Genomic DNA, 21,384 nt, shown 5'->3' on the forward strand with positions numbered 1-21,384 from the left:
TATTATCGAAGAGGCCTCTCCCTGATATTTTTTATTATCTTCAATATACCTCTGTATTTGGCATGAACGTCTTCATCCTCGAACCCATAGGGATCCTGAATGGAAACACTCAGCAATGTCTGGAAACGGAAGGCTGACATAAATCCGCCATCAGGCGAAATGCTATTTATGCCGCACTGCAAAATCCTCGCGCAGGCACCTATTACCGGGTGACCGTTGAGCAATTCAAATATCTGTAACATAAAGAAAAAGGCGGCGACCCCGGGGGTCACCGCCTGTTTCATTTTTACAACTGTCAAGAAGCGTTTTTAAACGCTCGACAGCCGTGCCATTAACCTTCGCGGTTGTCGCGACGCTCGGCAATACGGGCGCGCTTGCCGGTGCGGCCGCGCAGATAGTAGAGCTTCGCGCGACGCACGACGCCACGACGGACGACGGTGATCGAATCGAGGTTGGGCGAATAGAGCGGGAATACGCGCTCCACGCCTTCGCCGAACGAAATCTTGCGCACGGTGAAGTTGGAACCCATGCCCTTGTTCGAACGGGCGATGCACACGCCTTCATAGTTCTGAACGCGGCTACGCTCGCCTTCGATGACCTTCACGCCGACGCGCAGGGTGTCACCGGGACGGAATTCGGGGATATCCTTGGCGAGAGCGGCGATGTTTTCCGCCTCGATCTGCTGGATGATGTTCATGTAACGTCAGTCCTTGGTCTTTTGCTGCGCACCAGAGGGCGAACGGTCCCGAACGCCGATGTGACGTTCCCAAAGGTCCGGCCGCCTTAGCCGTGTATCTGCCTCCGCCTGGTGTTTCCGCCAGGCGGCGATCTTCGCATGATCCCCCGATCGCAACACTTGCGGGATCGCGCGACCCTCCCATTCCACCGGGCGGGTATAATGCGGATATTCGAGCAGCCCCGTTTCAAAGGACTCCTCGACTCCGCTGGAAGCCGCGCCCATTACACCGGGAAGCAGCCGAACACAAGCATCCAGCAGCAGCAAAGCAGCCATTTCCCCGCCGGACAATATGATGTCGCCCATGCTGACCTGCTCGATCGGGCGCGCGTCGAAAATCCGCTCGTCAAACCCCTCGAACCGGCCGCACAGGATCGTCACGCCCGGCCCCTGCGCCAATGCCCGCACCCGCGCCTGCGTGATCGGCGTGCCGCGCGGCGTCATGGCCAGCACCGGCAGGTCGGGCCGCTTGTCCAGCGCATGATCGACCGCCTGCGCCAATATATCCGCGCGCAGTACCATGCCCGCCCCGCCGCCTGCCGGCGTATCGTCCACGGTACGGTGCCGATCGGCGGCGAAATCGCGGATATGGATGGGGTTGCACGACCATTTGCCGTCGGCCAGCGCCCTGCCCGCAAGCGAAGCCCCCAACGGCCCCGGAAACATGTCGGGGTAAAGGGTCAATATCTGCGCGGCAAAGCTCATGCGCGTCGCGTCCTGACCCAGGCGGCCGACACGCCACCCGCCATGCACAGCGCCCCGCACAGCAGCAAGGTCAGCCCGCTCGCCCGCATCAGGTCGCCAAAGGGCCGGCCAGGGTGCAGCAATGCCGGAACCAGCAACAGCAGCGGGATCGGGCAGATCAGCGTCACGGCAGTGGACAGCTTCGCCCCGCGCGACCAGTCGACGCCGAACAGGCGCCAACCTGCGGCCAGCATTGCGAACAGGTAGATTGCGGTAAGGATTTGCGCCATGGCCCGCGCTTAGGCGATGCGCGCTGCCCCGTCCAGTTGCGCCTCAACCCCGGCCCGCGTCAGGGCAGCTTCACCGCCAGCTTCAATTCCTGAATCTGCGCCTCGCGCGTCGGCGCCAGCAGGATCGATCCGCTCACCCGCCCCTTCTCGCAAACCCATGTGAAACTGCCGGACAGGCCACCGCTCGCCTTGATCGGCGCATCGCTCTGGCAGGCCCCGACCTCCGCTTTCAGTCCCGCCAGTTTCCGCCGCCAGCTGTCCAACTCGCTGTCCATCAGGAAATTCATCGCCAACCGGTCCCGCGCCACGCCCACGTCACCCGCGGCATAGATGCGCCCCGCCGTCGCATAGCCCTCCGCCAGCAACGGCGACACCGCCAGCACCCGTTCGACCAGCGCACCGGCCTTCTGCAACGCCATCGCGGCGTCCCAGGCCGGACCCGCGCCGCCATTATAGGTGCGGTTGGTGAAGACGAAGATCCCCACATCATGGTCGGGCATCAGCATGACATGACTGCCATAGCCCGGATAACCGCCGCCATGCGCCAGCGTCAGGCCCAGGTCGCAATCCTGCGCGATCCGCATGCCAAAGCCATAGGCCGCCGCCTGACGGCAGGCTGACGGCCCGCTCGCGCCATTGCGCTGGGCGATGGTGACGAAATTGCTCCCCTCCGCCAGCATCCTGACCGAGGCGCGCGACACAGGCCCATCGTCAGCGTTATCCCGCGCCGGCCAGGCGGACAGCAGGAAAGCGATCCAGCGGGCATAGTCGTTCGCACTCGTCTGCAACCCGCCCATCGCGCCGAACGCGCCATCGCGCATCGCCGGTTCCGCCTTCCACCGACCATCTTCCCAGCGATAGCCGATCGCCCGCCGCTCGACCGGCCATTCGCTGATCTCATAGCCGCTCGACGTCATGCCCAGCGGCGTCAGTAGCGTTCGCTCGACATAGCGGCGATAGGGCAGACCAGAGACGTTGGCGACGATCCGCCCCAGCAGCGCGAAGCCGAAATTGCTATATTCATAGTGGCTGCCCGGCGCGCTGCTGAACGGCACCCCCTGCTGCACCATGCGCGTGAAATCCGCCTCCGGCAGCGGTGTCTGCCGATCGCCCCAGGGATTGTCGTCGACCAGCCCCGCACTATGGGTCAGCAGGTCGCGAATGCGGATATGCGGGCTGTCCTTGGTCGGATAGGTCCAGCCGCGCATTTCGGGCACATGGGTTTCCGCCAGATCGTCGAGCGACAATTGGCCCTGCTCGCGCAGCTTCAGGATCGACAGTGCCGTGAACGCCTTGGTCATCGACGCGATGCGGAACAGGCTGTCGGGCGTCACCGGGCGTTTCTGCACCAGATCCTGCACGCCCAGCCCCTTCACATGGACCAGACGCCCATTGGCAACGATGCCATAGACCAGGCCGGGCGCATGGCTATCCACCTGAAAATCGGCGAACAGCTTGTCGATGGCCGGCAGAGCCGCCTCGATCTTCCTCTCATCGGCTGCCTGCGCCGTCGCCGGCACTAGGGCCAAGCACAGCAACCATGAGAAGAAGCGCCCCGTCACTGCGTCCAATCCTCCACTTTCAGGCCAGGAATATCGGCGAAGTCTCGATCATTGCGCGTGACCAGTATCAGACCCAGAGCCAGCGCCTGCGTTCCGATCAACCGATCGAAGCCACGCCGACGCACCCCAACCTGTCGTACCACGTTCGCATAGATATGCGACGCCGCATCGTCGAAGGCCACAACCTGCATCAGAGACAGGAACGTATCAATCCGCCGCATATCGCCGTCCGGATCGGCCGACATGTGGCTACCCACCCGCAATTCCGCTGCCGTCACCGCAGATACGGCCAATGCGCCTAGGCTGGCTGCCATGCGCTGGGCCAAAGGCGCACTACGTCCCAACAGAAAATCAATGCAGACATTGGTGTCGAGCAGATGGGAAAGTTCAGTCACGCAACCGCCGTCGCGCCGCCATCATCACCCCAGTCACGATCCGCCTGATCGACGTCACCGCGCCCATCGCTCATGAAGCCCGCCGACATGCTGCCATACAGGCCCAGCAATATCTCTTGTGACTGATCCTGCTTCCAGAAGGAGAAGCTGCCATCGTTATGGGGGATGACCACGACTTCCTCGCCATCGGCGAGGCCCAGAGCCTTGGGCAGGCGCAACGCCAAGCTGTTGCCCGATTTGAAAATCTTGGCCTTATACTCTTCGCCCATGACGGACCCTCCGTATATACGAAGAGTATATACTATTCCGTGAAGGCTGCGTCAATTACGGCGCTGTCGTCGCCCACGGTCACCGCATGCATCGGCGCCATGAAACGCTTGGCCTTCTGGCCCTCGACCGCCGGACGCTCCACCTCGATGATGTCGCCCGCGCCGAAATTCTCGACCGCGATGATCGTGCCCAGTTCTTCGCCGGTACTGGCGGTACAGGGCAGGCCGATCAGGTCGGCATGATAATATTCGCCCTCGGCCAGCGGCGGGAGGGCGGAACGGGGCACGGTCAATGCCGTACCGCGCAGTGCTTCGGCCGCGCCGCGATCGCCGATTTCGGCAAAGCGGGCCACCGCGCCATTGGGGCCGGGGCGCACCGACTTCAACGTCAGCGTGCGCCCCGCCACATCGAAGCTCTTGTAGCTTTTGAGGCTTTCCGCCCCTTCGCCAAAGAGCTTCAGACGGACATCGCCCGCCACCCCATGCGCACCGATGATCGCGGCCAGAGTGACGGGCTTGTCTGTCATTATGCTCAGCCTTCAGCCTGTTCGGCAGCAGCTTCTTCAGCCGGTGCTTCTTCGGCGGCCGGAGCAGCAGCGGCTTCAGCGGCAGCAGCCTTGGCGGTTTCGGCAGCTTCAGCGGCTTCGGCAGCCTTGGCAGCACGATCTTCGGCGCGATCCTTGGCCTTCTGACCCGGCTCGGCCTTGTTCGGGTTGTTGCGCACCTTGCGCTCCTTCACGCCAGCGGCGTCCAGGAAGCGGGCGACGCGGTCGGTCGGCTGCGCGCCGGCTTCGACCCAGTGCTTGGCACGATCGATGTCCAGAACGACGCGCTTTTCGTCGCCCTTTGGCAGAACGGGGTTGTAGCTGCCGATGCGCTCGATGAACTTGCCGTCACGCGGTGCGCGGCTGTCGGCCACGACGATGCGGTAATAAGGGCGCTTCTTGGAGCCGCCGCGCGACAGACGGATGGAGGTTGCCATGGAACTAAACCTTTCTAACTCAACTGCTCTTTAGGATTGCCATCCCAGCGATAGCTGGCGCCTCTCTTGCCTTTCAGGGGCAGTGAGGCCCCAGCTTTCGCTGGGATGACGGTTACTTCACTTCTTCATGAAATTCTGAAAGCCGGGCGGCAGCTTCGGCATATTGCCACCCAATCCGCCCAGGCCACCCAGACCCGATAGGTCGGGCGGTCCACCCGCGCCGCCATCGGGGCCACCAAGGCCTCCCATGCCGCCGCCGGTGAACATCTTGGCCAGTCCTTTGAGGCCGCCCATCTTGCGGATCTTCTTCATCGCGCCTTCCATTTCCTGATGCATTTTCAGGAGACGGTTGACGTCCTGCACGGTGCGGCCGGCGCCCTTGGCGATACGGATCTTGCGCTTGGCGTTGATCAAAGCGGGCTTTTCCCGCTCCTTGGGCGTCATCGAACCGATCATCGCGTCCAGATGGATCAGCGTCTTGTCGTTCGCGCCGCTATTGGCCATCGCCGCCTGCGCTTTCTTGAGGCCCGGCAGCATGCCCGCCAGCGCGCCAAGGCCACCCATGCGACGCATCTGGTTCAGCTGGCTGCGCAGGTCGTTCATGTCGAACTGACCCTTGGCCATCTTCTTGGCCAGCTTGTCGGCTTCTTCCGCGTCGATCGTCTCGGCGGCGCGTTCGACCAGCGACACGACGTCGCCCATGCCCAGAATGCGCTGCGCCACGCGAGCCGGATGGAACGGCTCCAGCGCGTCCAGCTTTTCGCCCGTGCCGGCGAACTTGATCGGACGGCCGGTCACGGCCCGCATCGACAGCGCCGCACCACCGCGCGCATCGCCGTCCATACGGGTCAGCACGACGCCGGTCAGCGGCACTTGCGCGGTGAAGCTGGTCGCGACATTCACCGCGTCCTGCCCGGTCAGCGAATCGACCACCAGCAGGATTTCGGCCGGATTGGCGACGTCGGCCACCGCCTTCATCTCGTCCATCAGCGCCTGATCGACGTGCAGGCGCCCTGCGGTATCGAGCATGACCACATCGAAGCCCTGAAGCTTCGCCGCCTGCAACGCGCGCTTGGCGATATCGACCGGCTGCTGCCCGGCAACGATCGGCAGGGTCGCGACGTCGGTCTGCGTACCCAGCACCGCCAGCTGTTCCTGCGCGGCCGGACGCTGGACGTCGAGCGACGCCATCAGCACCTTCTTGCGCTCTTTTTCCTTCAGCCGCTTGGCGATCTTCGCCGTGCTGGTCGTCTTGCCCGAACCCTGAAGGCCGACCATCATGATGACCGCAGGCGGCGCCACATCGATCATCAGGTCGCTGGTTTCGGATCCCAGCGTCTCGGTCAGCGTGTCGGATACGATCTTGACGACCATCTGGCCGGGCGTGACCGATCGCAGCACGTCGCTGCCGACGGCCTTTTCGGTGGCCTGATCGACGAACTGGCGCACCACGGGCAGCGCGACGTCGGCTTCCAGAAGCGCGATTCGCACTTCGCGCATCGCGGCGCGGACATCGTCCTCCGTAAGCGCACCGCGCCCACGCAGCTTGTCGAATACCCCACTGAGACGATCGCTTAGCGAATCGAACATCATCACCTCATTTGGGCCGAAAGGCCCGGAAAACTGTGCCTACCCATCAAACGACAAAATCGCCGGCGGGCGAAACCTCGCCGGCCAGCGTCCATCCGATGCCCCATGCGGGCGCCCTGGAGTCGTCAGAGTACGGACGGCGGACCGACCGATTGCAGAGGCGCCTTTACGGGAAAGCCGATCAAAGCGCAAGCGACCCTTGAAAAGCCGCCAATCGCCTCGACCACAAACCGCTTTCCTACCCGGCCGGCCTTCGATCTAACCTGCGGAATGGAACCGCCGCCGGCCACCTGCCCCCAGATCCTCGCTCGCGCGCAAACGCCAAAGTGCGCCTGTCGAGCGATCATTCAATACACGCCACCTCTAGCGCGCGTCCGCGTCGCCCCGATGGCGCACCAATGACGCGCACGTGTGACCCAACCGCCGCGCGTGTGACGCGGCACAGGCGCTTCGCGAAAGCCTCGCGAGCGCGTCCGGCCCGAATAGGCCGACGACACTGTGAACTTCGCCCTGTCGCGCGACTGTCGCGTCGCGCCGGCTCAGATCAGCCCGGCCAGCGGACTCGACGGATCGGCATAGAGTCGCTTGCCCATGCGCCCGGCGCGATAGGCCATGCGGCCCGCCTCAACGCCCGCCTTCATCGCGGCGGCCATCAGGATCGGGTCTTTCGCCTCGGCGATCGCGGTGTTCATCAACACGCCGGCGCAGCCCAGCTCCATCGCCACGGTCGCTTCCGACGCCGTGCCCACACCCGCATCGACCAGCACCGGCAACTTGGTGCCCTCCACGATCAGGCGGATCGTCACCTTGTTCTGGATGCCCAGGCCCGACCCGATCGGCGCGCCCAGCGGCATGATCGCCACCGCGCCGACATCCTCCAGCCGCTTCGCCGCGATCGGATCGTCCACGCAATAGACCATCGGCTTGAAGCCTTCCTTGGCCAGCACTTCGGTCGCGCGCAGCGTTTCCACCATATCGGGATAGAGCGTACGCGCCTCGCCCAGCACCTCCAGCTTCACCAGATCCCAGCCGCCCGCTTCCCGCGCCAGCCGCAGAGTGCGGATCGCATCCTCGCCTGTGAAGCAGCCCGCCGTATTGGGCAGATAGGTGATCTTTTTCGGATCGATAAAGTCGGTCAGCATCGGCGCCTTGGGGTCGCTCACATTGACCCGGCGCACCGCCACGGTCACGATCTCCGCGCCCGAAGCGGCCACCGCCGCCGCATTCTGCTCGAAACTCTTATATTTGCCGGTGCCCACGATCAGGCGCGACCGAAACGTCTTGCCCGCCACGCTCCAACTATCGTCATCGACTGCGGCGACGTCGCCACCACCAACGAAATGCACGATCTCCAATTCGTCGCCATCCTCGACCTTGACCTGCGCGAGGGTCGAACGCGGCACGACCTCCAGATTGCGCTCCACCGCCACCTTTTCCGGCACGAAACCCAGTTCGCTCGCAAGGTCCGCCAGCGTCAGCCCGTCGCGGATGCGGCGATGCTCGCCATTGATGTGGATGGAAATGGTGCCGTCTATGCTCACTGCGCTGTCCCGGACAAGAAGGAGTCTCGACTAGGCGAGACGGGAAGGGCTAAGGATCGTGCGCATATAGGGGCGGCCTTGCCCGCCAAGCAACATCAGAAGGGTTCGCCATGGCCGACACGCGCAAAATCTACGTTCTCAATGGCCCCAACCTCAACATGCTGGGCACGCGCGAGCCGGAAATCTATGGCTACGACACGCTGGACGACATTGCCGAACGCATGGAGGATGTCGCCGGCCGCGCCCATGTGGAGATCGTCTTCCGCCAGTCGAACCATGAAGGCTATCTGGTCGACTGGCTGCAGGAAGCCCATGCGGAAGGCGCCCATGCCGTCATCATCAATCCCGGCGCCTACACCCACACGTCGATCGCGCTGCACGACGCGATCAAGGGCATCACCGTGCCCGTTATCGAAATCCACCTCTCCAACCCCCACAAGCGCGAGCCTTTCCGCCATAAAAGCTATGTCGGCATGGCGGCCAAGGGCACCATCGCGGGCTTTGGCCCCATGTCCTACATGCTGGCGCTGGAAGCCGCGCTGGAACTGTAACGCCTTACGTTTTGGCGCACGAAAGTTGCGCTTTGCCGTAAATGCGCATAGGCGCGGGCACCAGAAACGATATTCACCGGCCAGGGACTTCACATGACCGACAAACAAGAAAAGGGCGCAATGCAGGTGGACGTACAGTTGGTGCGCGATCTCGCTGCGCTGCTGGACGACACCAACCTCACCGAGATTGAGGTTGAGGATGGCGATCGCAAGATCCGCGTCGCTCGCAAGGCCGCATCGGCCGCTGCGCCCGTCTATGCCGCCGCGCCGGCCGCCGCCCCCGTTGCCGCTGCGCCTGTCGCGGCCCCCGTCGCTGCACCTGCTGGCGAAGCCGCTCTGCCGTCGGGCACGGTGGTCAAGTCGCCGATCGTGGGCACCGCCTATCTGTCGGCCGAACCCGGCTCCGCCCCCTTCGCCCGCGTGGGTGCGCAGGTCGCCGCCGGCGAAACCATCCTGATCGTCGAAGCCATGAAGGTCATGAACGCGATCGCCGCGCCCGTCGCCGGTACGGTCAAGGCCGTACTGGTCGATAACGGTCAGCCGGTCGAATATGACCAGCCGCTGATCGTCATCGAATAAGGCCCGCACAAGCTTATGGCCATCGAGAAACTGCTGATCGCCAACCGTGGCGAGATCGCGCTTCGCATCCACCGTGCCTGCCATGAAATGGGCATCAAGACCGTCGCGGTGCACTCCACCGCCGACGCCGATGCCATGCATGTGCGCCTGGCCGACGAAGCCATCTGCATCGGGCCGCCCGCGGCCAAGGACAGCTATCTGAACATCGCTGCCATCATTTCGGCAGCGGAAATCAGCGGCGCGGACGCGATCCATCCCGGTTACGGCTTCCTGTCGGAAAACGCCAAGTTCGCCGAGATCGTCGAAGCGCACGGCCTCGCCTTCGTCGGTCCCAAGCCCGAACATATCCGCACCATGGGCGACAAGATCGAAGCCAAGCGTACCGCCGGTGCGCTGGGCCTGCCACTCGTCCCCGGTTCGGACGGCGCGGTCAGCGATGTGGAAGAAGCCAAGGCGATTGCCGAAGCCGCCGGCTATCCGGTGATCATCAAGGCCGCTTCGGGCGGCGGTGGTCGCGGCATGAAGGTGTGCACCTCGCCCGACAGCCTCGAAACGCTGATGCAGCAGGCGGGCTCGGAAGCGAAGGCCGCCTTTGGCGACGCGACCGTCTATATCGAAAAATATCTGGGCAATCCGCGTCATATCGAAATCCAGGTATTCGGCGACGGCAATGGCAATGCCATCCATCTGGGCGAACGCGACTGCTCGCTCCAGCGCCGCCACCAGAAGGTGCTGGAAGAAGCCCCCTCGCCCGTCCTGTCGCAGGCCGAGCGCGAACGCATCGGCGGCATCTGTGCCAAGGCGATGGCCGACATGGCCTATCGCGGCGCCGGCACGATCGAATTCCTGTGGGAAAATGGCGAATTCTACTTCATCGAGATGAATACCCGCCTTCAGGTGGAACATCCGGTGACGGAAATGATCACCGGCCTCGACCTGGTGCGCGAACAGATCCGCGTCGCCGAAGGCAAGCCGCTGTCGGTCACACAGGACGATATCCGCTTCACCGGCCATGCGATCGAATGCCGCATCAATGCGGAGGATCCCAAGACCTTCGCGCCCTCGCCGGGCACCGTCACCAGCTATCATGTTCCGGGCGGCATGCACGTCCGCGTCGATAGCGGCCTGTATCAGGGCTATAAGGTGCCGCCTTATTACGACTCCATGATCGGCAAGCTGATCGTCTATGGCCGCACCCGCGAAGGTGCGATCATGCGCCTGCGCCGCGCGCTGGAGGAATATGTGATCGAAGGGATGAAGACCACCATCCCGCTGCATCAGGCCCTGCTGCGCGATCCGGAATTTCTGGACGGCAACTACACGATCAAGTGGCTGGAAGAATGGCTCGCCCGTGAGGATGGCCAGTGAAGGCCACCATCTGGCATAATCCCAAATGCGGCACGTCGCGCAAGACGCTGGCGATTCTTGAGGAAACGCCGGGCGTCGAGGTGGAGGTGGTCGAATATCTCAAGACGCCCTTCACCCGCGACAAGCTGGTCCAGCTGTTCGCCGACGCCGGGCTGACTCCGGCGCAAGCGATCCGCAAGATGGGCACCGATGCCGAAGAACGCGGCCTGTCCGACATGGATGGCGACGCGATCCTGGACGAAATGGCGGCCAACCCCGCCTATGTGAACCGCCCCTTCGTCGAAACGGAAAAGGGCGTCCGCTTCTGCCGCCCGCAGGACAAGGTCCTGGAAATCCTGTGATTATCCAGTCCCTTGTCACGCAACCGTAACAAGGGACTGATTTGAGTTCTTGCTTTGATGGCGGGAAGCCTTAGCTTCCCCATTCATGGCAAAGGAACCGGTATTGGCGACCATCGCCGTCTACAGCCTCAAGGGCGGCGTGGGGAAAACCACCTTCGCGATCAACTTGGCCTGGGCCTCGGCCTGCATCTCGAAGCGGCGTACGCTGCTCTGGGATCTGGATCCGCAGGCGGCGTCCAGCTGGCTCCTGTCCACCGACACGGAAAGCCGCGATGCGGCGCAGGCGATCTTCAGCAAGGATGTGGACGTCCGCAAGCTGATCCAGCCATCGACCGTGCCGGGGCTCGACCTGATCGCCGCCGACACCTCGCTGCGCAGCCTCGACCATCTGTTCCGCGAAATGGACAAGAAGAAGCGGCTGGCCAAGCTGATCGAAAGCCTGGGCCGCGATTATGACCGCATCATCCTCGACTGCCCGCCGGGCCTGACCGAAACCAGCGAGCAGGTGCTCCGCGCCGCCGACCTGATCGTCATCCCGGTCATCCCGTCCCCCCTGTCGCAACGCGCCATGGGCGAAGTCGCCCGCTATCTGGTGCAGCGCGGCGGCAATCATGCGCCGATCCTGCCGGTCTATTCGATGGTCGATCGCCGCCGCAGTCTGCATCGCACGGCGCTGGAAAGCCAGTCGGGTTGGCCCGCCATTCCCATGTCCAGCACGATCGAACAGATGACGGTGCGCCGCAAGCCACTAGGCGTCTTCGCTCCGGCGTCGCCCCCGGCGCAGGCCTTCTCTGCGCTATGGACTCAGGTGGAACGGCAGCTGCTGGCGAAATAGGGTCAACCTAAGGCGACGCGCTGCGGCGCAGGGAACAGCCGGGCCGCATCTTCGGGCAGCATCGGCCGGCCGAAAAAATAGCCCTGCACCTTCTTGCAGCCCAATCGGCGGACCATCTGCAATTCCGCTTCCGTTTCCACGCCTTCGGCCGTCGTCGCCATGCCAAGGCTGTCCGCCAGCGTCACCACGGCACGGATGATCGCCAGGCTTTCCGCCGTGTTCTTCGATGCGCCCACGACGAAGCTGCGGTCGATCTTGATCGTGTTGAAGCGGGTGCGACTGAGATAGCCGAGCGAGCTGTAGCCCGTGCCGAAATCGTCGAGCGACAGTTGGATGCCAAGGCCCAGCAACTGATCCAGCACTTTGAGCGCGCCCGTATCCTCGCCCATGAAGACGCTTTCGGTGACTTCCAGCTCCAGCCGTCGCGCCTCCAGCCCGCTCTGCGCCAGCGCGGAGACGACGGCGGACACGAAACTGGGATGGGCCAATTGTTCGGCCGAGACGTTCACGGCGATCCGCACGTCGTCCGGCCAGGTCGCCGCTTCCATGCAGGCGGTGCGCAACACCCATTCGCCGATCGGCCCGATCAGCCGTGCTTCCTCCGCCACCGGGATGAACTTGACCGGCGATATCGCGCCCAGTTGCGGATGGGTCCAGCGCACCAGTGCCTCAAAGCCCAGCACTACCCCCTGATCGGCATCGACCACCGGCTGATAGAGGACATGCAACTGTTCCTTTTCCAACGCCTCGCGCAACGCCAGTTCCAGCTGCCGCCGCTCTTCGGCTTGGGCATGAAGCTGCGGCTCATAGGCGCGATGTACGCCACCGCCGTCATCCTTGGCCCGGTAGAGCGCCAGGTCGGCGCTGCGAATCAGCGCTTCGGATTCGCGGCCGTCCATCGGTGACAGCGCCGATCCAACGGACGCGCCGACATGCAACATATGCTGGTCGACCTGATAGGGCGCCGACAAGGCACCGATGATCGCCGACGCAAGCCGGGGGATGACCGCGCCGTCCGCGACATGCGGCAGGACCACGGCAAATTCGTCGCCGCCAAAGCGCCCGCAAAATTCACCCGCATCGCAGACCTGCCGCAGGCGGCGCGCCACCTGGCTCAGCAGCTTGTCGCCGATCTGGTGGCCCAGCGTGTCGTTGATCGACTTGAACCGGTCGAGGTCGATCATCATGAAGCCGCAGCCGGGCGAACGGCCCCGCGCCGTATCCATCGCCTGATCCAGCACTTCGCGCAGATGGCTGCGATTGGGCAGGCCGGTCAGCGGGTCGAAACGTGCCAGTTGCGCAATCTTGTCCGCTGATTCGCGCTGGATCGTGACGTCGGAGCCGACGCCGCGAAAGCCCTGGAACACGCCATGTTCGTCATGCCGGGGCGACGCGGACAATTCCCACCAGCGCCATTGCCCCTTAATCTCGACCGGCAGGACGAGGTTGCTGAAACTCTCGCGCCGCTTGAGATGGTCGGCCAAATTGTGCAGCCCAGCGGCGAAGCGGCCATTGTCCCAACCGCTGCCGGCCAGGATTTGTACCATCGACACGCCCTCCAGCTGCGCGGGTTCGACGCCCAGCGTTTCGGCGAAGCGGCTGGACACGCCACTGATCCGCCGCAGCGTGTCGGTCTGCCACAGCCAGTCGGAGCCGCCGACCTCATATTCGCGCAGCAGCAGGCTCACCACCTCGCTCTTTTCGGCCAGTTGGGCCGTGGTGCTGTGCTGGCGGGCGAAGGTGCGGGCGTAGATGAAGCAGCCGGCGAGCAGGGACAGGGCATAGCTGGTCGCGAGCGCGCGCAGCGGCAGTTGGCCATGGTCGTCGAACATGAAGAAGAGGCCGACGATGCAGGGCAGGAGATAGGCGCTGGCGGCGAGCGGGGTCGCGGCATAGCTGATCGCGCCGCACACCATGATGCAGCTGACCAGCGTCCAGAGCGCGATCAATTCGGTCGTCTGTCCGGATCGGCCGATGAGTGCCATGCAGCTGGCCCAGACCAGCCCCTGCAACAGCGCGCCCAGCCCATGGCGGCGCAGGTCCGAAGGCCCGTTCGCCCCGCCGCGATGGGTGCTCAGGCCGATGGCGGCGGCCGTGGCAACGATCAGCGCCGCGCTCCAGCCGGCAAGCAGCATCAGCGGGCAGCAATGTGAAAACACCTGCCACAGGAAAAGCAGGCCGCACATGTTCATGCCATGGCGCAGGATGGCGACGCTGTCGGCGGACCGCAGCTGCGCCTCCAGCACGCGCATGCCGGTTTCGTCCGCCATCGATGACAGTCCCATCATCGCCCGAAGCGATGCCCGTTCCTGTCGACCCGGCTCTTCGCTCTGATCGATCTTGCTACCCACATGCCGGCGTTACCAGCCATGGGTTAGCAATCGGTAACCTTACCGGGCGTTTATGCCGCGATATCGTAAGGCCGGATTTCGCCGGTCAGATAGAGATTGCGCGCCTTCGACCGGCTGAGTTTACCCGAAGAGGTGCGCGGCAGGGTGCGCGGCGGCACCAGTTCCACGACGCAATTCATGCCGGTGATGGCGCGAACCCGCTCGCGAATCTGGTCGCGCAGGCGCGAGCGCTCCTCATTGTCCGACGTGCGGCAATGGACCAGCACGGCGGGCGCTTCCTCACCACCGGGCGTGGTGATGGCGAAGGCGGCGATGTCGCCCTGCTTGAAGCCGGGCAGCTGTTCCACCGCCCATTCGATATCCTGCGGCCAGTGATTCTTGCCGTTGATGATGATCATGTCCTTGGCGCGGCCGACAATGTAGAGATAGCCGTCGGACAGATAGCCCATGTCGCCGGTGTCGAGCCAGCCGTCGGCCATGCAGGCGGCGGTCGCGGCATCGTCGCGGAAATAACCGACCATGAGGCTCGGCCCGGTGGTCCACACCTTGCCGATCTGACGCTCGTTCATCAGGCCGCCATCCTCGTCGCGGATTTCCACGACCATGTCCTTGGCCGGCTTGCCGCAGTTGACGATGGAGCGGAAACGCTGCGGACGGCCCTCCGGCGCATCGCCGCCCGACAGGTCGGTTTCCTCGACCAGTTCGACGATGATGCCCTCACCCGGCGGCATGATGGTGACGGCCAGGGTCGCTTCGGCCAGACCGTAGCTGGGCAGGAACGCCTTGGGGCTGAAGCCGGCGTCGGCGAAGGCGTCGACGAAGCTCTGCATCACGTCGGGGCGGATCATGTCCGCGCCATTGCCGGCCAGACGCCAGCGGGAGAGGTCAAAGCGATCCTGCGCCTTGGTCTGGCTGGACATGCGGCGGGCGCAGATATCGTAGCCGAAGGTCGGCGAATAGCTGATCGAGGTGCCCTCGTTACGGCTGATGAGATCCAGCCAGGCGAGCGGGCGACGAGCGAAATCCTCCGTCTTCATGTAATCGGTCGACACCTGATTGGCGACCGGCGACAGGAAGCAGCCGACCAGACCCATGTCATGATACCAGGGCAACCAGCTGATGCAGCGATCGCTGTCCTGCACTTCCATGCCGTGGCTGTGCGCCGACAGGTTGGAGAGCAGCGCATGATGGGTGACGGCCACACCATGCGGGAAACGGGTCGAGCCGCTGCTATATTGCAGATAGGCGATTTCCTGCGGCTGCGCCTGCGGCAGGTCGACAGGGATGGCTTCGCGCGCCAGGAAATCCTCGAACGCGATGCTTTCGACCGATTTTTGCCGACCGGACTCGCCCGCCATCTCTTCCAGCTCCTTGGGGAAGAGGAACAGCATCGGGTCGCAGCTGGACAGCTGAACATTCAGCTGGTCGATATAGCTTTCCTTGCCGCCGAAGCTAGTGGGCAGCGGCAGCGGCACCGGCCAGGCGCCGGCATAGACGATGCCGAAGAAGAGCGTCGCGAAATCGGCGCCGGTTTCGGCGACCAGCGCGATGCGATCCTGCGGCTTGACGCCATGGGCGATCAGGCGATGGGCGCAGGCGATGGCGTCAGCACGCAGTTCATAGAAGGGATAGGGCCGGGCCAGATTGCCACGGGCGTCATGGAAATTCAGGCCGCGTTTGCCCAGCGCCGCATAGTCCAGCGCTTCGCCCAGCGTCTCGAAGTCCGAGAAGCGGCGTGGCAGATCATCAGTGGTCGGCGTTGGTGCCATCATCTCTTGCGAACCCGTCATATTGGTTTCACCCAATGTCTTAAAACTCATGAAAGCGGGGCCGCTAGCAGCTTTGGCCGCCGCTTGCACCGCCTATTCCATGCCAATCTCGCTTATTAGCCGACAAGGCACGGTGAAATTCCGGCCCGACTGTGGCATAAACATGGCGCATCGGTCATTAAGTGTCATCATGACCGGCAAACGCCTCCCCCCACCGCTGGATGAACAGGCGCTGCGCGACATGGCGCTGCGCCATGTCGCGCGTTTTGCGACCAGCCGGGGGAAGTTGCTGGCCTATCTGAAGCGCAAGATCAAGGAGCGCGGCTGGGGCGGCGAAGAGCCGGCCGATCCGGAGGGTCTGGCCGATCGCTTCGTGGACCTGGGCTATATCGACGATGCCGGCTTTGCCGTGATGAAGAGCGGGTCGCTTGGCCGGCGGGGCTATGGCGCGCGGCGGATAGACGAGGCGCTGCGTGCCGCCGGCATTGCGGAAGGCGACCGGGAGCAGGCGGACGCGAACACCGCATCGGAGGCGTGGAATGCGGCCGAGCGCTTCGCCCGGCGCAAGCGGGTCGGCCCTTATGCGACCGGGCCGCTCGATCCCAAGCAGCGGGACAAGGCGATCGCCGCCTTCCTGCGGGCGGGCCATGATTATGCCATGGCGCGGCGCTGGGTGGATGCAGCCCCAGGCGAGGCATTGGCGGAGGAATAGGCCGGCAAGGTCATCATCGGGTCACTATTGGGTCATTGGCGGGGCTGGCCGGCAAAGTTCACACCGTTCATATCCCGCGTTGACAGGCGAGTGCGACAGTCGTGCGCCGCCGATGCACGCATGATGCGACGGCGGCGCGCCATAAGGGGCATGGCTGCGCGCCACTTGGGTCATGGGTGCGCGCTCGCTCCGCGACAGGGACGCGCCTGTCAGGTCACGCATGGGTCACGCCATGCTGGCGGGTTGGGTCGGTAAAGGGATCGGCCAGGCTTTGTGCGTGCAGCGCCAGCGCATGGCTCCATGTCCGGTCGAACACCGTGCCCGAAAGGCGCCGACGCAACCGATGCGCGCTGGCCGGCGACATGCCCACGGCGCGGGCCGCCTGCGTAACGTTGCCGGTGGCGAGCAGATGGGTGAGGAAACGGCGCTGCCGGTCCGGCGTCCAATGGGCGCGTTTGGCGGGGGCGCCAGTCGTGGAAAGGGTCGCGGCGGGCGCGGGCGGATTGGGGGCGAAAGGCTGTTCCATCGACAAGGATAGAACAGACGAAATCCTATTTTGGAAGGGCAATTTGGGGGTGAGAAGGGAGCGGTCGGCTTCTTAGCCCTCTCCCGTTTTTCACGGGAGAGGGTTGGGTGAGGGTCTTTCTTTCTGTACGACGGAGCGATGCCGCCCGTCCGACGTCAGATCAGCCCACACGCGGCGCCACTGCGCCAACACGCGACGGATGTCGAACAAAAATTCTGGGCCGCTCTTCGCAATCGCCAATTGGATGGGTTCAAATTTCGTCGTCAGGCAACGATCGGTCCATTCATTGTCGATTTTCTGTGCGTGGAGCGGCGATTGATCATCGAACTCGATGGTGGCCAACATAACGAAGACAGGGATTTAGCGCGATCGACATTGTTGCTGGCCAAGGGTTATCGACTTTTGCGTATCTGGAACCACGATGCGATCGAGAATTTTGATGGCGCAATTGAGGCCATCCGTCTGGCGCTGATCCAGTAAAAAGACCCTCACCCTTCAAAGCAGTCACGTGCCTGCTTTGAACTCTCCCGCGAAGGCGGGAGAGGGCTTTGAAAACGTCCGCCGCTGCTCGTCACCAGCCTTTCCCTGATCGGGTCACATCCGTGCCATGTGCCGACGCATTACCCCCTCCCCTTGCGTGCCGAATCGCTTTAGGCATCGGTCCTATGATCCGCCTGTCCCCACTTTTGGCTTCTGCCCTCCTCTCCATCGGCCTGCTGGCCGGTTGTTCCAGTCCTAAGCCCGCTGCCGACAATGGTGCGCAGGCGCAGGTGGCCAGTGGGCGCCTGCCCGTCGTCATCCGCACCGCCAAGGGCACGCATCGCTTCGATGTCGAGGTCGCCGCCTCGCCGCAGGCGCAGGAAAAGGGGCTGATGTTCCGCAAGGCACTGGAGGCGGACAGCGGTATGCTCTTTCCCATGGACCCGCCGCGCACCGCGAGTTTCTGGATGAAGGACACGCTGATCCCGCTCGACATGCTGTTCATCCACACTGACGGGACGATCGCGTTTCTGAAGAGCGAGGCACAGCCCTATGCGCGCGAACCGGTGTCGGCGGGCGTGCCGGTGGCGGCGGTGCTGGAACTGCGCGGCGGGCGCGCGGCGGAACTGGGCATCGCCGAGGGTGACAGGGTCAGCTGGGGGAATTGCGCGATCGGATCGCCCCGACCGGACGAAGCGTGGGACCGCCTGAGTTTCTGCCCGAAATCCTGATCGCCCCGGCACAAGCGCCCTTGCCAATGGCCTGTCATCGGGGCTAAGCGCTGGCGCATGGGAATCCTGGCTAACGTCTTCACCTGGTGGAATGGCGCCACCTTCGGCACCTGGCTCTTTACGGCTCGCAAGGGCACGAAAGTGGGCGAGGATCATCAGGGCAATATCTATTATGAAGGCGGCACCGACCCCAATGGCCTGACGCGCCGCTGGGTCATGTATAATGGCGCCAACGACGCCAGCCGCGTGCCGGCCGAATGGCATGGCTGGCTGCATCATTCGATCGAGGGTGCGCCCGAAAGCTTCCTGCCGCCGCCGCGCATCTGGGAAAAGGAATCGAGCGTCAACCTCACCGGCACCAGCAATGCCTATCGCCCGTCAGGCGCGCTCGAAAAGGGCGGCCTGCGCCAGAAGGCGACCGGCGATTACGAGGCGTGGAGCCCCGACGCGGCATGACCCGGCGTCCGGCGGGAAGCGTCCCGCCGATCCTCTACTCCCTGCCCCTGCTTTCCTGTGCCCTGGCGCTCGGCGCCTGCGGCAAGTCCGATGTGCCGGCCGCCAACCAGAGCGGCCCGGTCAAGGTGGAAAGCGCGCCGATCCGCGCCGCGACCAACGGCGCGACGTCCGGCACCCCGATGGCGCAGCGTAGTGCCGTCATCGGCCTGCTCAACAAGCGCAACGGCCTGACCCGCGACCTGACCATGAAGCCGGGCGAAGCGCTGCGCGTGGGCGATGCGATCGTCCGCTTGCAGGCGTGCGAAACCAGCGCGCCATGGGAAAATGTGCAGGAAACCGGCGCTTTCGTGCAGTTGGACGTGCGCAGCAGCGCCGACGGCAAATGGCGGCGCAATTTTTCCGGCTGGCTGTTCCGCGAACGGCCCGACCGCAATGTCGTGCAGCACCCGATCTATGACGTGTGGGTCAGAAGCTGCACGATGGAATGGCCCGAAACCGGTCCCGACACGGTCAAGCTGGGCGCCGAGGGCAAGCCCGCCAGCGGCGCGAAGGCCCGTTCCGCCGCCGCGCCCGATCCCGAAGTGAGCACGGACGCGCCCGCCGCTGCGCCCAGCGCCACGCCGCCGGTCGCGCCCGCCAACAACTGAAGATAGTCGCGCTGGCTGATTTCGATCGCGCCCATGCTGCGCAGATGATCGGTCATGAACTGGCAGTCGAGCAGGGTGAAGCCACCCGCCCGTAGCCGCGCCACCAGCCAGGCGAGCGCCACTTTCGACGCATCGGTGCGGCGCGACACCATGGATTCGCCGAAGAAGGCCCGGCCGATCGCCACGCCATAGAGGCCGCCGACCAGCTCCTCCCCCTCCCACACCTCGATCGAATGGGCGAAGCCGGATTCGTGCAGCAGGCGATAGGCGCTTTCGATCTGATGGTTGATCCAGGTCGAGGGGCGATCCGGCGCGGCCTGCGCGCAGAGCGCCAATATCTGCGGGAAGGCGCGGTTGGCGGTGACGGCGAATCGGTCGCGGCGGATGGTCTTGGCCAGGGAGTGCGACAGGTGGAAACCATCCAGCGGCAGGATCGCCCGCCTTTTGGGTTCGACCCAATAGACCTCATCCGCGTCGCGATCATCCGCCATGGGGAATACGCCGATGGAATAGGCCTGCAACAGGACGAGCGGATCGATCATCATTCTGACGCCAAGGGTAGCAGACGCAGCGGAAGGGGAAAGCCCCGCCGTGCCAAGTCATTGCCGGATTGACACGTATCGTCTTGGCCCTAGCTTCCGCGCCCATGAAAACTCTTCCCTTGGCCCTGCTGCCCCTCCTCCTCGCCACCGCCGCTCATGCCGCGCCCGATCCTTATGCCGCGCGGGTGGCGAAGGTGCTGAAGGCCACGCCGCTGATCGACGGGCATAATGACTGGCCCGAAGCGCTGGCCGACAAGGTCAAGGACCAGCGCTGGACGGTGCCGCTGAACCGGCTGGACCCGGCGACCTTCCACACCGATATCGAGCGGTTGCGCGCCGGCGGCGTGGGCGGGCAATTCTGGTCGGTGTGGGTGTCGGCCGACCTGCCCGAACTGCAACAGGTGAAGGATACGCTGGAGCAGATCGACCTGGCGCACAGCTTCGCGCGGCGTTACCCCAAGGACTTCGCCTTCGTGAACACGGCGGCGGAGCTGCGCGCGGCGCACAAGGCCGGGCGGGTCGCGTCGCTGCTGGGCGTGGAGGGCGGCGGCCAGATCGACGGCAGCTTGGCCGTGCTGCGCAGCTATCGCCAGCTGGGCGCATCCTATCTGACGCTGACGCACGCGCGCACCATCGCCTGGGCCGACAGCGCCACCGACAATCCGCAGCATGATGGGCTGACCCCGTTCGGCGAAGCGGTGGTGCATGAACTTAATCGGCTGGGCATGCTGGTGGACCTGAGCCATGTGAGCGAGGGCACGATGCTGGACGCGCTGCGCGTGACGAAGGCGCCGGTCATCTTCTCCCACTCCAGCGCGCGGGCGATCTGTAACACGCCGCGCAACGTGTCGGACACGGTGCTGAAACAGGTCGCGGCCAATGGCGGCGTGGTGATGGTCAATTATGCGCCGCAATATGTGTCGGAAGCCCGCCGCATCTGGAGCGCGGCGCGCAGCGGCGAGATTGCCCGCTATAATGCGCCGCCATTCAACGGCCTGTATATCGGCGATCCCGAGGGCGCGAAGAAGGCGCTGGCGGATTGGGAGAAGGCGAATCCCGAACCCGTTGTGACATTGTCGCAGGTCGCCGACCATATCGACCATATCGCCAAAGTGGCCGGCGTCGACCATGTCGGCATCGGCAGCGATTTCGATGGCGTGGGGTCATTGCCGCAGGGGCTGAGCGGGGTGCAGACCTATCCGGCCTTGCTGGCCGAACTGATGCGCCGGGGCTGGAGCGACGCGGATGTCGCCAAGCTGGCCGGTGAAAATGTGCTGCGCGTGATGGCGGCGGCGGAGAAGGTCGCGGCTGGGATGGCGGGCGAGCCGGCCGGGACCGGGACCGTGGCGGGGCTGGACGGGGTGAAATAGTCGGCTTTCGGTCGGGAGGCTGCCGGAAGCGGACCTTCCTTCTCCCCTTGAGGGAGAAGGATATGAAGCCTTACCGC

The 21,384-nt window shown here is 64.3% G+C and carries 25 protein-coding genes and 1 pseudogene; 11 read left to right on the forward strand and 15 right to left on the reverse strand.

All coding sequences use genetic code 11. The features are described 5' to 3' along the window. Positions 1-2: 2 nt before the first annotated feature. The 11 genes from F4U94_RS24735 to thiS form a co-directional block, all read right to left on the reverse strand. Positions 3-284 carry a hypothetical protein gene (locus tag F4U94_RS24735; protein WP_120249242.1) on the reverse strand — a complete coding sequence of 94 codons (282 nt, stop codon included), beginning with the start codon at positions 282-284 and terminating at the stop codon, positions 3-5. Positions 285-331: 47 nt separating this feature from the next. Further along, entirely contained in the window at positions 332-697 is a 366-nt protein-coding gene (gene rplS / locus F4U94_RS03155) for a 50S ribosomal protein L19 (RefSeq protein ID WP_150411837.1), read from the reverse strand. A 6-nt stretch (positions 698-703) separates the two neighbouring features. Then, positions 704-1,441 (reverse strand): tRNA (guanosine(37)-N1)-methyltransferase TrmD, encoded by a 738-nt coding sequence (trmD, locus tag F4U94_RS03160; protein ID WP_120251917.1) that lies wholly within the window; start codon positions 1,439-1,441, stop codon positions 704-706. Next, on the reverse strand, positions 1,438-1,710 hold the full coding sequence (locus F4U94_RS03165; protein WP_120249241.1) for a hypothetical protein: 273 nt from the start codon (positions 1,708-1,710) through the stop codon (positions 1,438-1,440). Before F4U94_RS03165 ends, trmD begins: the two co-directional genes overlap by 4 nt. Before the next feature lie 59 nt (positions 1,711-1,769). Continuing rightward, positions 1,770-3,239, reverse strand: coding sequence for a serine hydrolase domain-containing protein (locus F4U94_RS03170; RefSeq protein WP_428842945.1), 1,470 nt, complete (start codon positions 3,237-3,239; stop codon positions 1,770-1,772). A 29-nt stretch (positions 3,240-3,268) separates the two neighbouring features. Beyond that, positions 3,269-3,667, reverse strand: a complete 399-nt coding sequence (locus F4U94_RS03175) for a type II toxin-antitoxin system VapC family toxin (protein ID WP_120249239.1) — start codon at positions 3,665-3,667, stop codon at positions 3,269-3,271. After that, entirely contained in the window at positions 3,664-3,936 is a 273-nt protein-coding gene (locus F4U94_RS03180) for an antitoxin (protein ID WP_120249238.1), read from the reverse strand. The genes F4U94_RS03175 and F4U94_RS03180 overlap by 4 nt, the downstream gene beginning before the upstream one ends. A gap of 32 nt (positions 3,937-3,968) precedes the next feature. Next, positions 3,969-4,463 (reverse strand): ribosome maturation factor RimM, encoded by a 495-nt coding sequence (rimM, locus tag F4U94_RS03185; RefSeq protein WP_120249237.1) that lies wholly within the window; start codon positions 4,461-4,463, stop codon positions 3,969-3,971. A gap of 5 nt (positions 4,464-4,468) precedes the next feature. Beyond that, the gene (gene rpsP, locus F4U94_RS03190; protein ID WP_120249236.1) at positions 4,469-4,918 is read right to left on the reverse strand and encodes a 30S ribosomal protein S16; all 450 of its coding nucleotides are present in this window, start codon (positions 4,916-4,918) and stop codon (positions 4,469-4,471) included. Positions 4,919-5,035: 117 nt separating this feature from the next. Further along, positions 5,036-6,511 (reverse strand): signal recognition particle protein, encoded by a 1,476-nt coding sequence (ffh, locus tag F4U94_RS03195; protein ID WP_120249235.1) that lies wholly within the window; start codon positions 6,509-6,511, stop codon positions 5,036-5,038. 536 nt (positions 6,512-7,047) lie between these two features. Next, entirely contained in the window at positions 7,048-8,049 is a 1,002-nt protein-coding gene (gene thiS, locus F4U94_RS03200) for a sulfur carrier protein ThiS (RefSeq protein WP_120249234.1), read from the reverse strand. Positions 8,050-8,159: 110 nt separating this feature from the next. Here thiS and aroQ point away from each other — a divergent pair, with 110 nt between their 5' ends. The 5 genes from aroQ (at position 8,160) to F4U94_RS03225 (ending at position 11,723) form a co-directional block, all read left to right on the forward strand. After that, positions 8,160-8,600: a type II 3-dehydroquinate dehydratase gene (aroQ, locus tag F4U94_RS03205; protein ID WP_120249233.1), complete on the forward strand. Its 441-nt coding sequence runs from the start codon at positions 8,160-8,162 to the stop codon at positions 8,598-8,600. Positions 8,601-8,693: 93 nt separating this feature from the next. After that, positions 8,694-9,179, forward strand: coding sequence for an acetyl-CoA carboxylase biotin carboxyl carrier protein (gene accB, locus F4U94_RS03210; protein ID WP_120249232.1), 486 nt, complete (start codon positions 8,694-8,696; stop codon positions 9,177-9,179). A 15-nt stretch (positions 9,180-9,194) separates the two neighbouring features. Next, the gene (accC, locus tag F4U94_RS03215; RefSeq protein WP_120249231.1) at positions 9,195-10,547 is read left to right on the forward strand and encodes an acetyl-CoA carboxylase biotin carboxylase subunit; all 1,353 of its coding nucleotides are present in this window, start codon (positions 9,195-9,197) and stop codon (positions 10,545-10,547) included. Then, positions 10,544-10,888: an arsenate reductase family protein gene (locus F4U94_RS03220; RefSeq protein ID WP_120249230.1), complete on the forward strand. Its 345-nt coding sequence runs from the start codon at positions 10,544-10,546 to the stop codon at positions 10,886-10,888. The genes accC and F4U94_RS03220 overlap by 4 nt, the downstream gene beginning before the upstream one ends. 85 nt (positions 10,889-10,973) lie before the next feature. Then, a complete protein-coding gene (locus F4U94_RS03225; protein ID WP_120249229.1) occupies positions 10,974-11,723 on the forward strand; it encodes a ParA family protein in 750 nt (249 codons plus the stop codon). A gap of 2 nt (positions 11,724-11,725) precedes the next feature. Here F4U94_RS03225 and F4U94_RS03230 read toward each other — a convergent pair whose 3' ends face one another. Both F4U94_RS03230 and F4U94_RS03235 read right to left on the reverse strand, forming a co-directional pair. Beyond that, positions 11,726-14,011, reverse strand: a complete 2,286-nt coding sequence (locus tag F4U94_RS03230; RefSeq protein WP_120251916.1) for a putative bifunctional diguanylate cyclase/phosphodiesterase — start codon at positions 14,009-14,011, stop codon at positions 11,726-11,728. A 113-nt stretch (positions 14,012-14,124) separates the two neighbouring features. Continuing rightward, the gene (locus F4U94_RS03235) at positions 14,125-15,894 is read right to left on the reverse strand and encodes a fatty acyl-AMP ligase (RefSeq protein WP_249042022.1); all 1,770 of its coding nucleotides are present in this window, start codon (positions 15,892-15,894) and stop codon (positions 14,125-14,127) included. A gap of 139 nt (positions 15,895-16,033) precedes the next feature. Between F4U94_RS03235 and F4U94_RS03240 the strand changes: the two genes are divergently transcribed. Continuing rightward, positions 16,034-16,555 (forward strand): regulatory protein RecX, encoded by a 522-nt coding sequence (locus F4U94_RS03240; RefSeq protein ID WP_120249227.1) that lies wholly within the window; start codon positions 16,034-16,036, stop codon positions 16,553-16,555. Positions 16,556-16,769: 214 nt separating this feature from the next. Here the strand turns inward: F4U94_RS03240 and F4U94_RS03245 are convergent, their stop codons facing one another. Then, positions 16,770-17,081: a terminase small subunit gene (locus tag F4U94_RS03245; protein WP_120249226.1), complete on the reverse strand. Its 312-nt coding sequence runs from the start codon at positions 17,079-17,081 to the stop codon at positions 16,770-16,772. A 138-nt stretch (positions 17,082-17,219) separates the two neighbouring features. On the opposite strand from F4U94_RS03245, the gene F4U94_RS03250 reads away from it, so the two are divergent. The 4 genes and pseudogenes from F4U94_RS03250 to F4U94_RS24925 form a co-directional block, all read left to right on the forward strand. After that, positions 17,220-17,561, forward strand: coding sequence for an endonuclease domain-containing protein (locus F4U94_RS03250; protein ID WP_120249225.1), 342 nt, complete (start codon positions 17,220-17,222; stop codon positions 17,559-17,561). 185 nt (positions 17,562-17,746) lie between these two features. After that, positions 17,747-18,292: a DUF192 domain-containing protein gene (locus F4U94_RS03255; RefSeq protein WP_172598738.1), complete on the forward strand. Its 546-nt coding sequence runs from the start codon at positions 17,747-17,749 to the stop codon at positions 18,290-18,292. 57 nt (positions 18,293-18,349) lie between these two features. Next, positions 18,350-18,748 (forward strand): NADH:ubiquinone oxidoreductase subunit NDUFA12, encoded by a 399-nt coding sequence (locus tag F4U94_RS03260; protein ID WP_120249224.1) that lies wholly within the window; start codon positions 18,350-18,352, stop codon positions 18,746-18,748. Positions 18,749-18,993: 245 nt separating this feature from the next. Further along, positions 18,994-19,164, forward strand: a pseudogene (locus F4U94_RS24925) (DUF2155 domain-containing protein); the annotation flags it as partial. A gap of 35 nt (positions 19,165-19,199) precedes the next feature. On the opposite strand, the gene aat reads toward F4U94_RS24925, so the two are convergent. Then, positions 19,200-19,940 carry a leucyl/phenylalanyl-tRNA--protein transferase gene (gene aat / locus F4U94_RS03270; protein ID WP_120249223.1) on the reverse strand — a complete coding sequence of 247 codons (741 nt, stop codon included), beginning with the start codon at positions 19,938-19,940 and terminating at the stop codon, positions 19,200-19,202. A gap of 101 nt (positions 19,941-20,041) precedes the next feature. On the opposite strand from aat, the gene F4U94_RS03275 reads away from it, so the two are divergent. Beyond that, entirely contained in the window at positions 20,042-21,307 is a 1,266-nt protein-coding gene (locus F4U94_RS03275; RefSeq protein ID WP_120249222.1) for a dipeptidase, read from the forward strand. Positions 21,308-21,384: the final 77 nt, after the last annotated feature.

Origin of the sequence: Sphingobium limneticum (assembly GCF_008710155.1) — a bacterium.
Lineage (GTDB): Bacteria > Pseudomonadota > Alphaproteobacteria > Sphingomonadales > Sphingomonadaceae > Sphingobium > Sphingobium limneticum.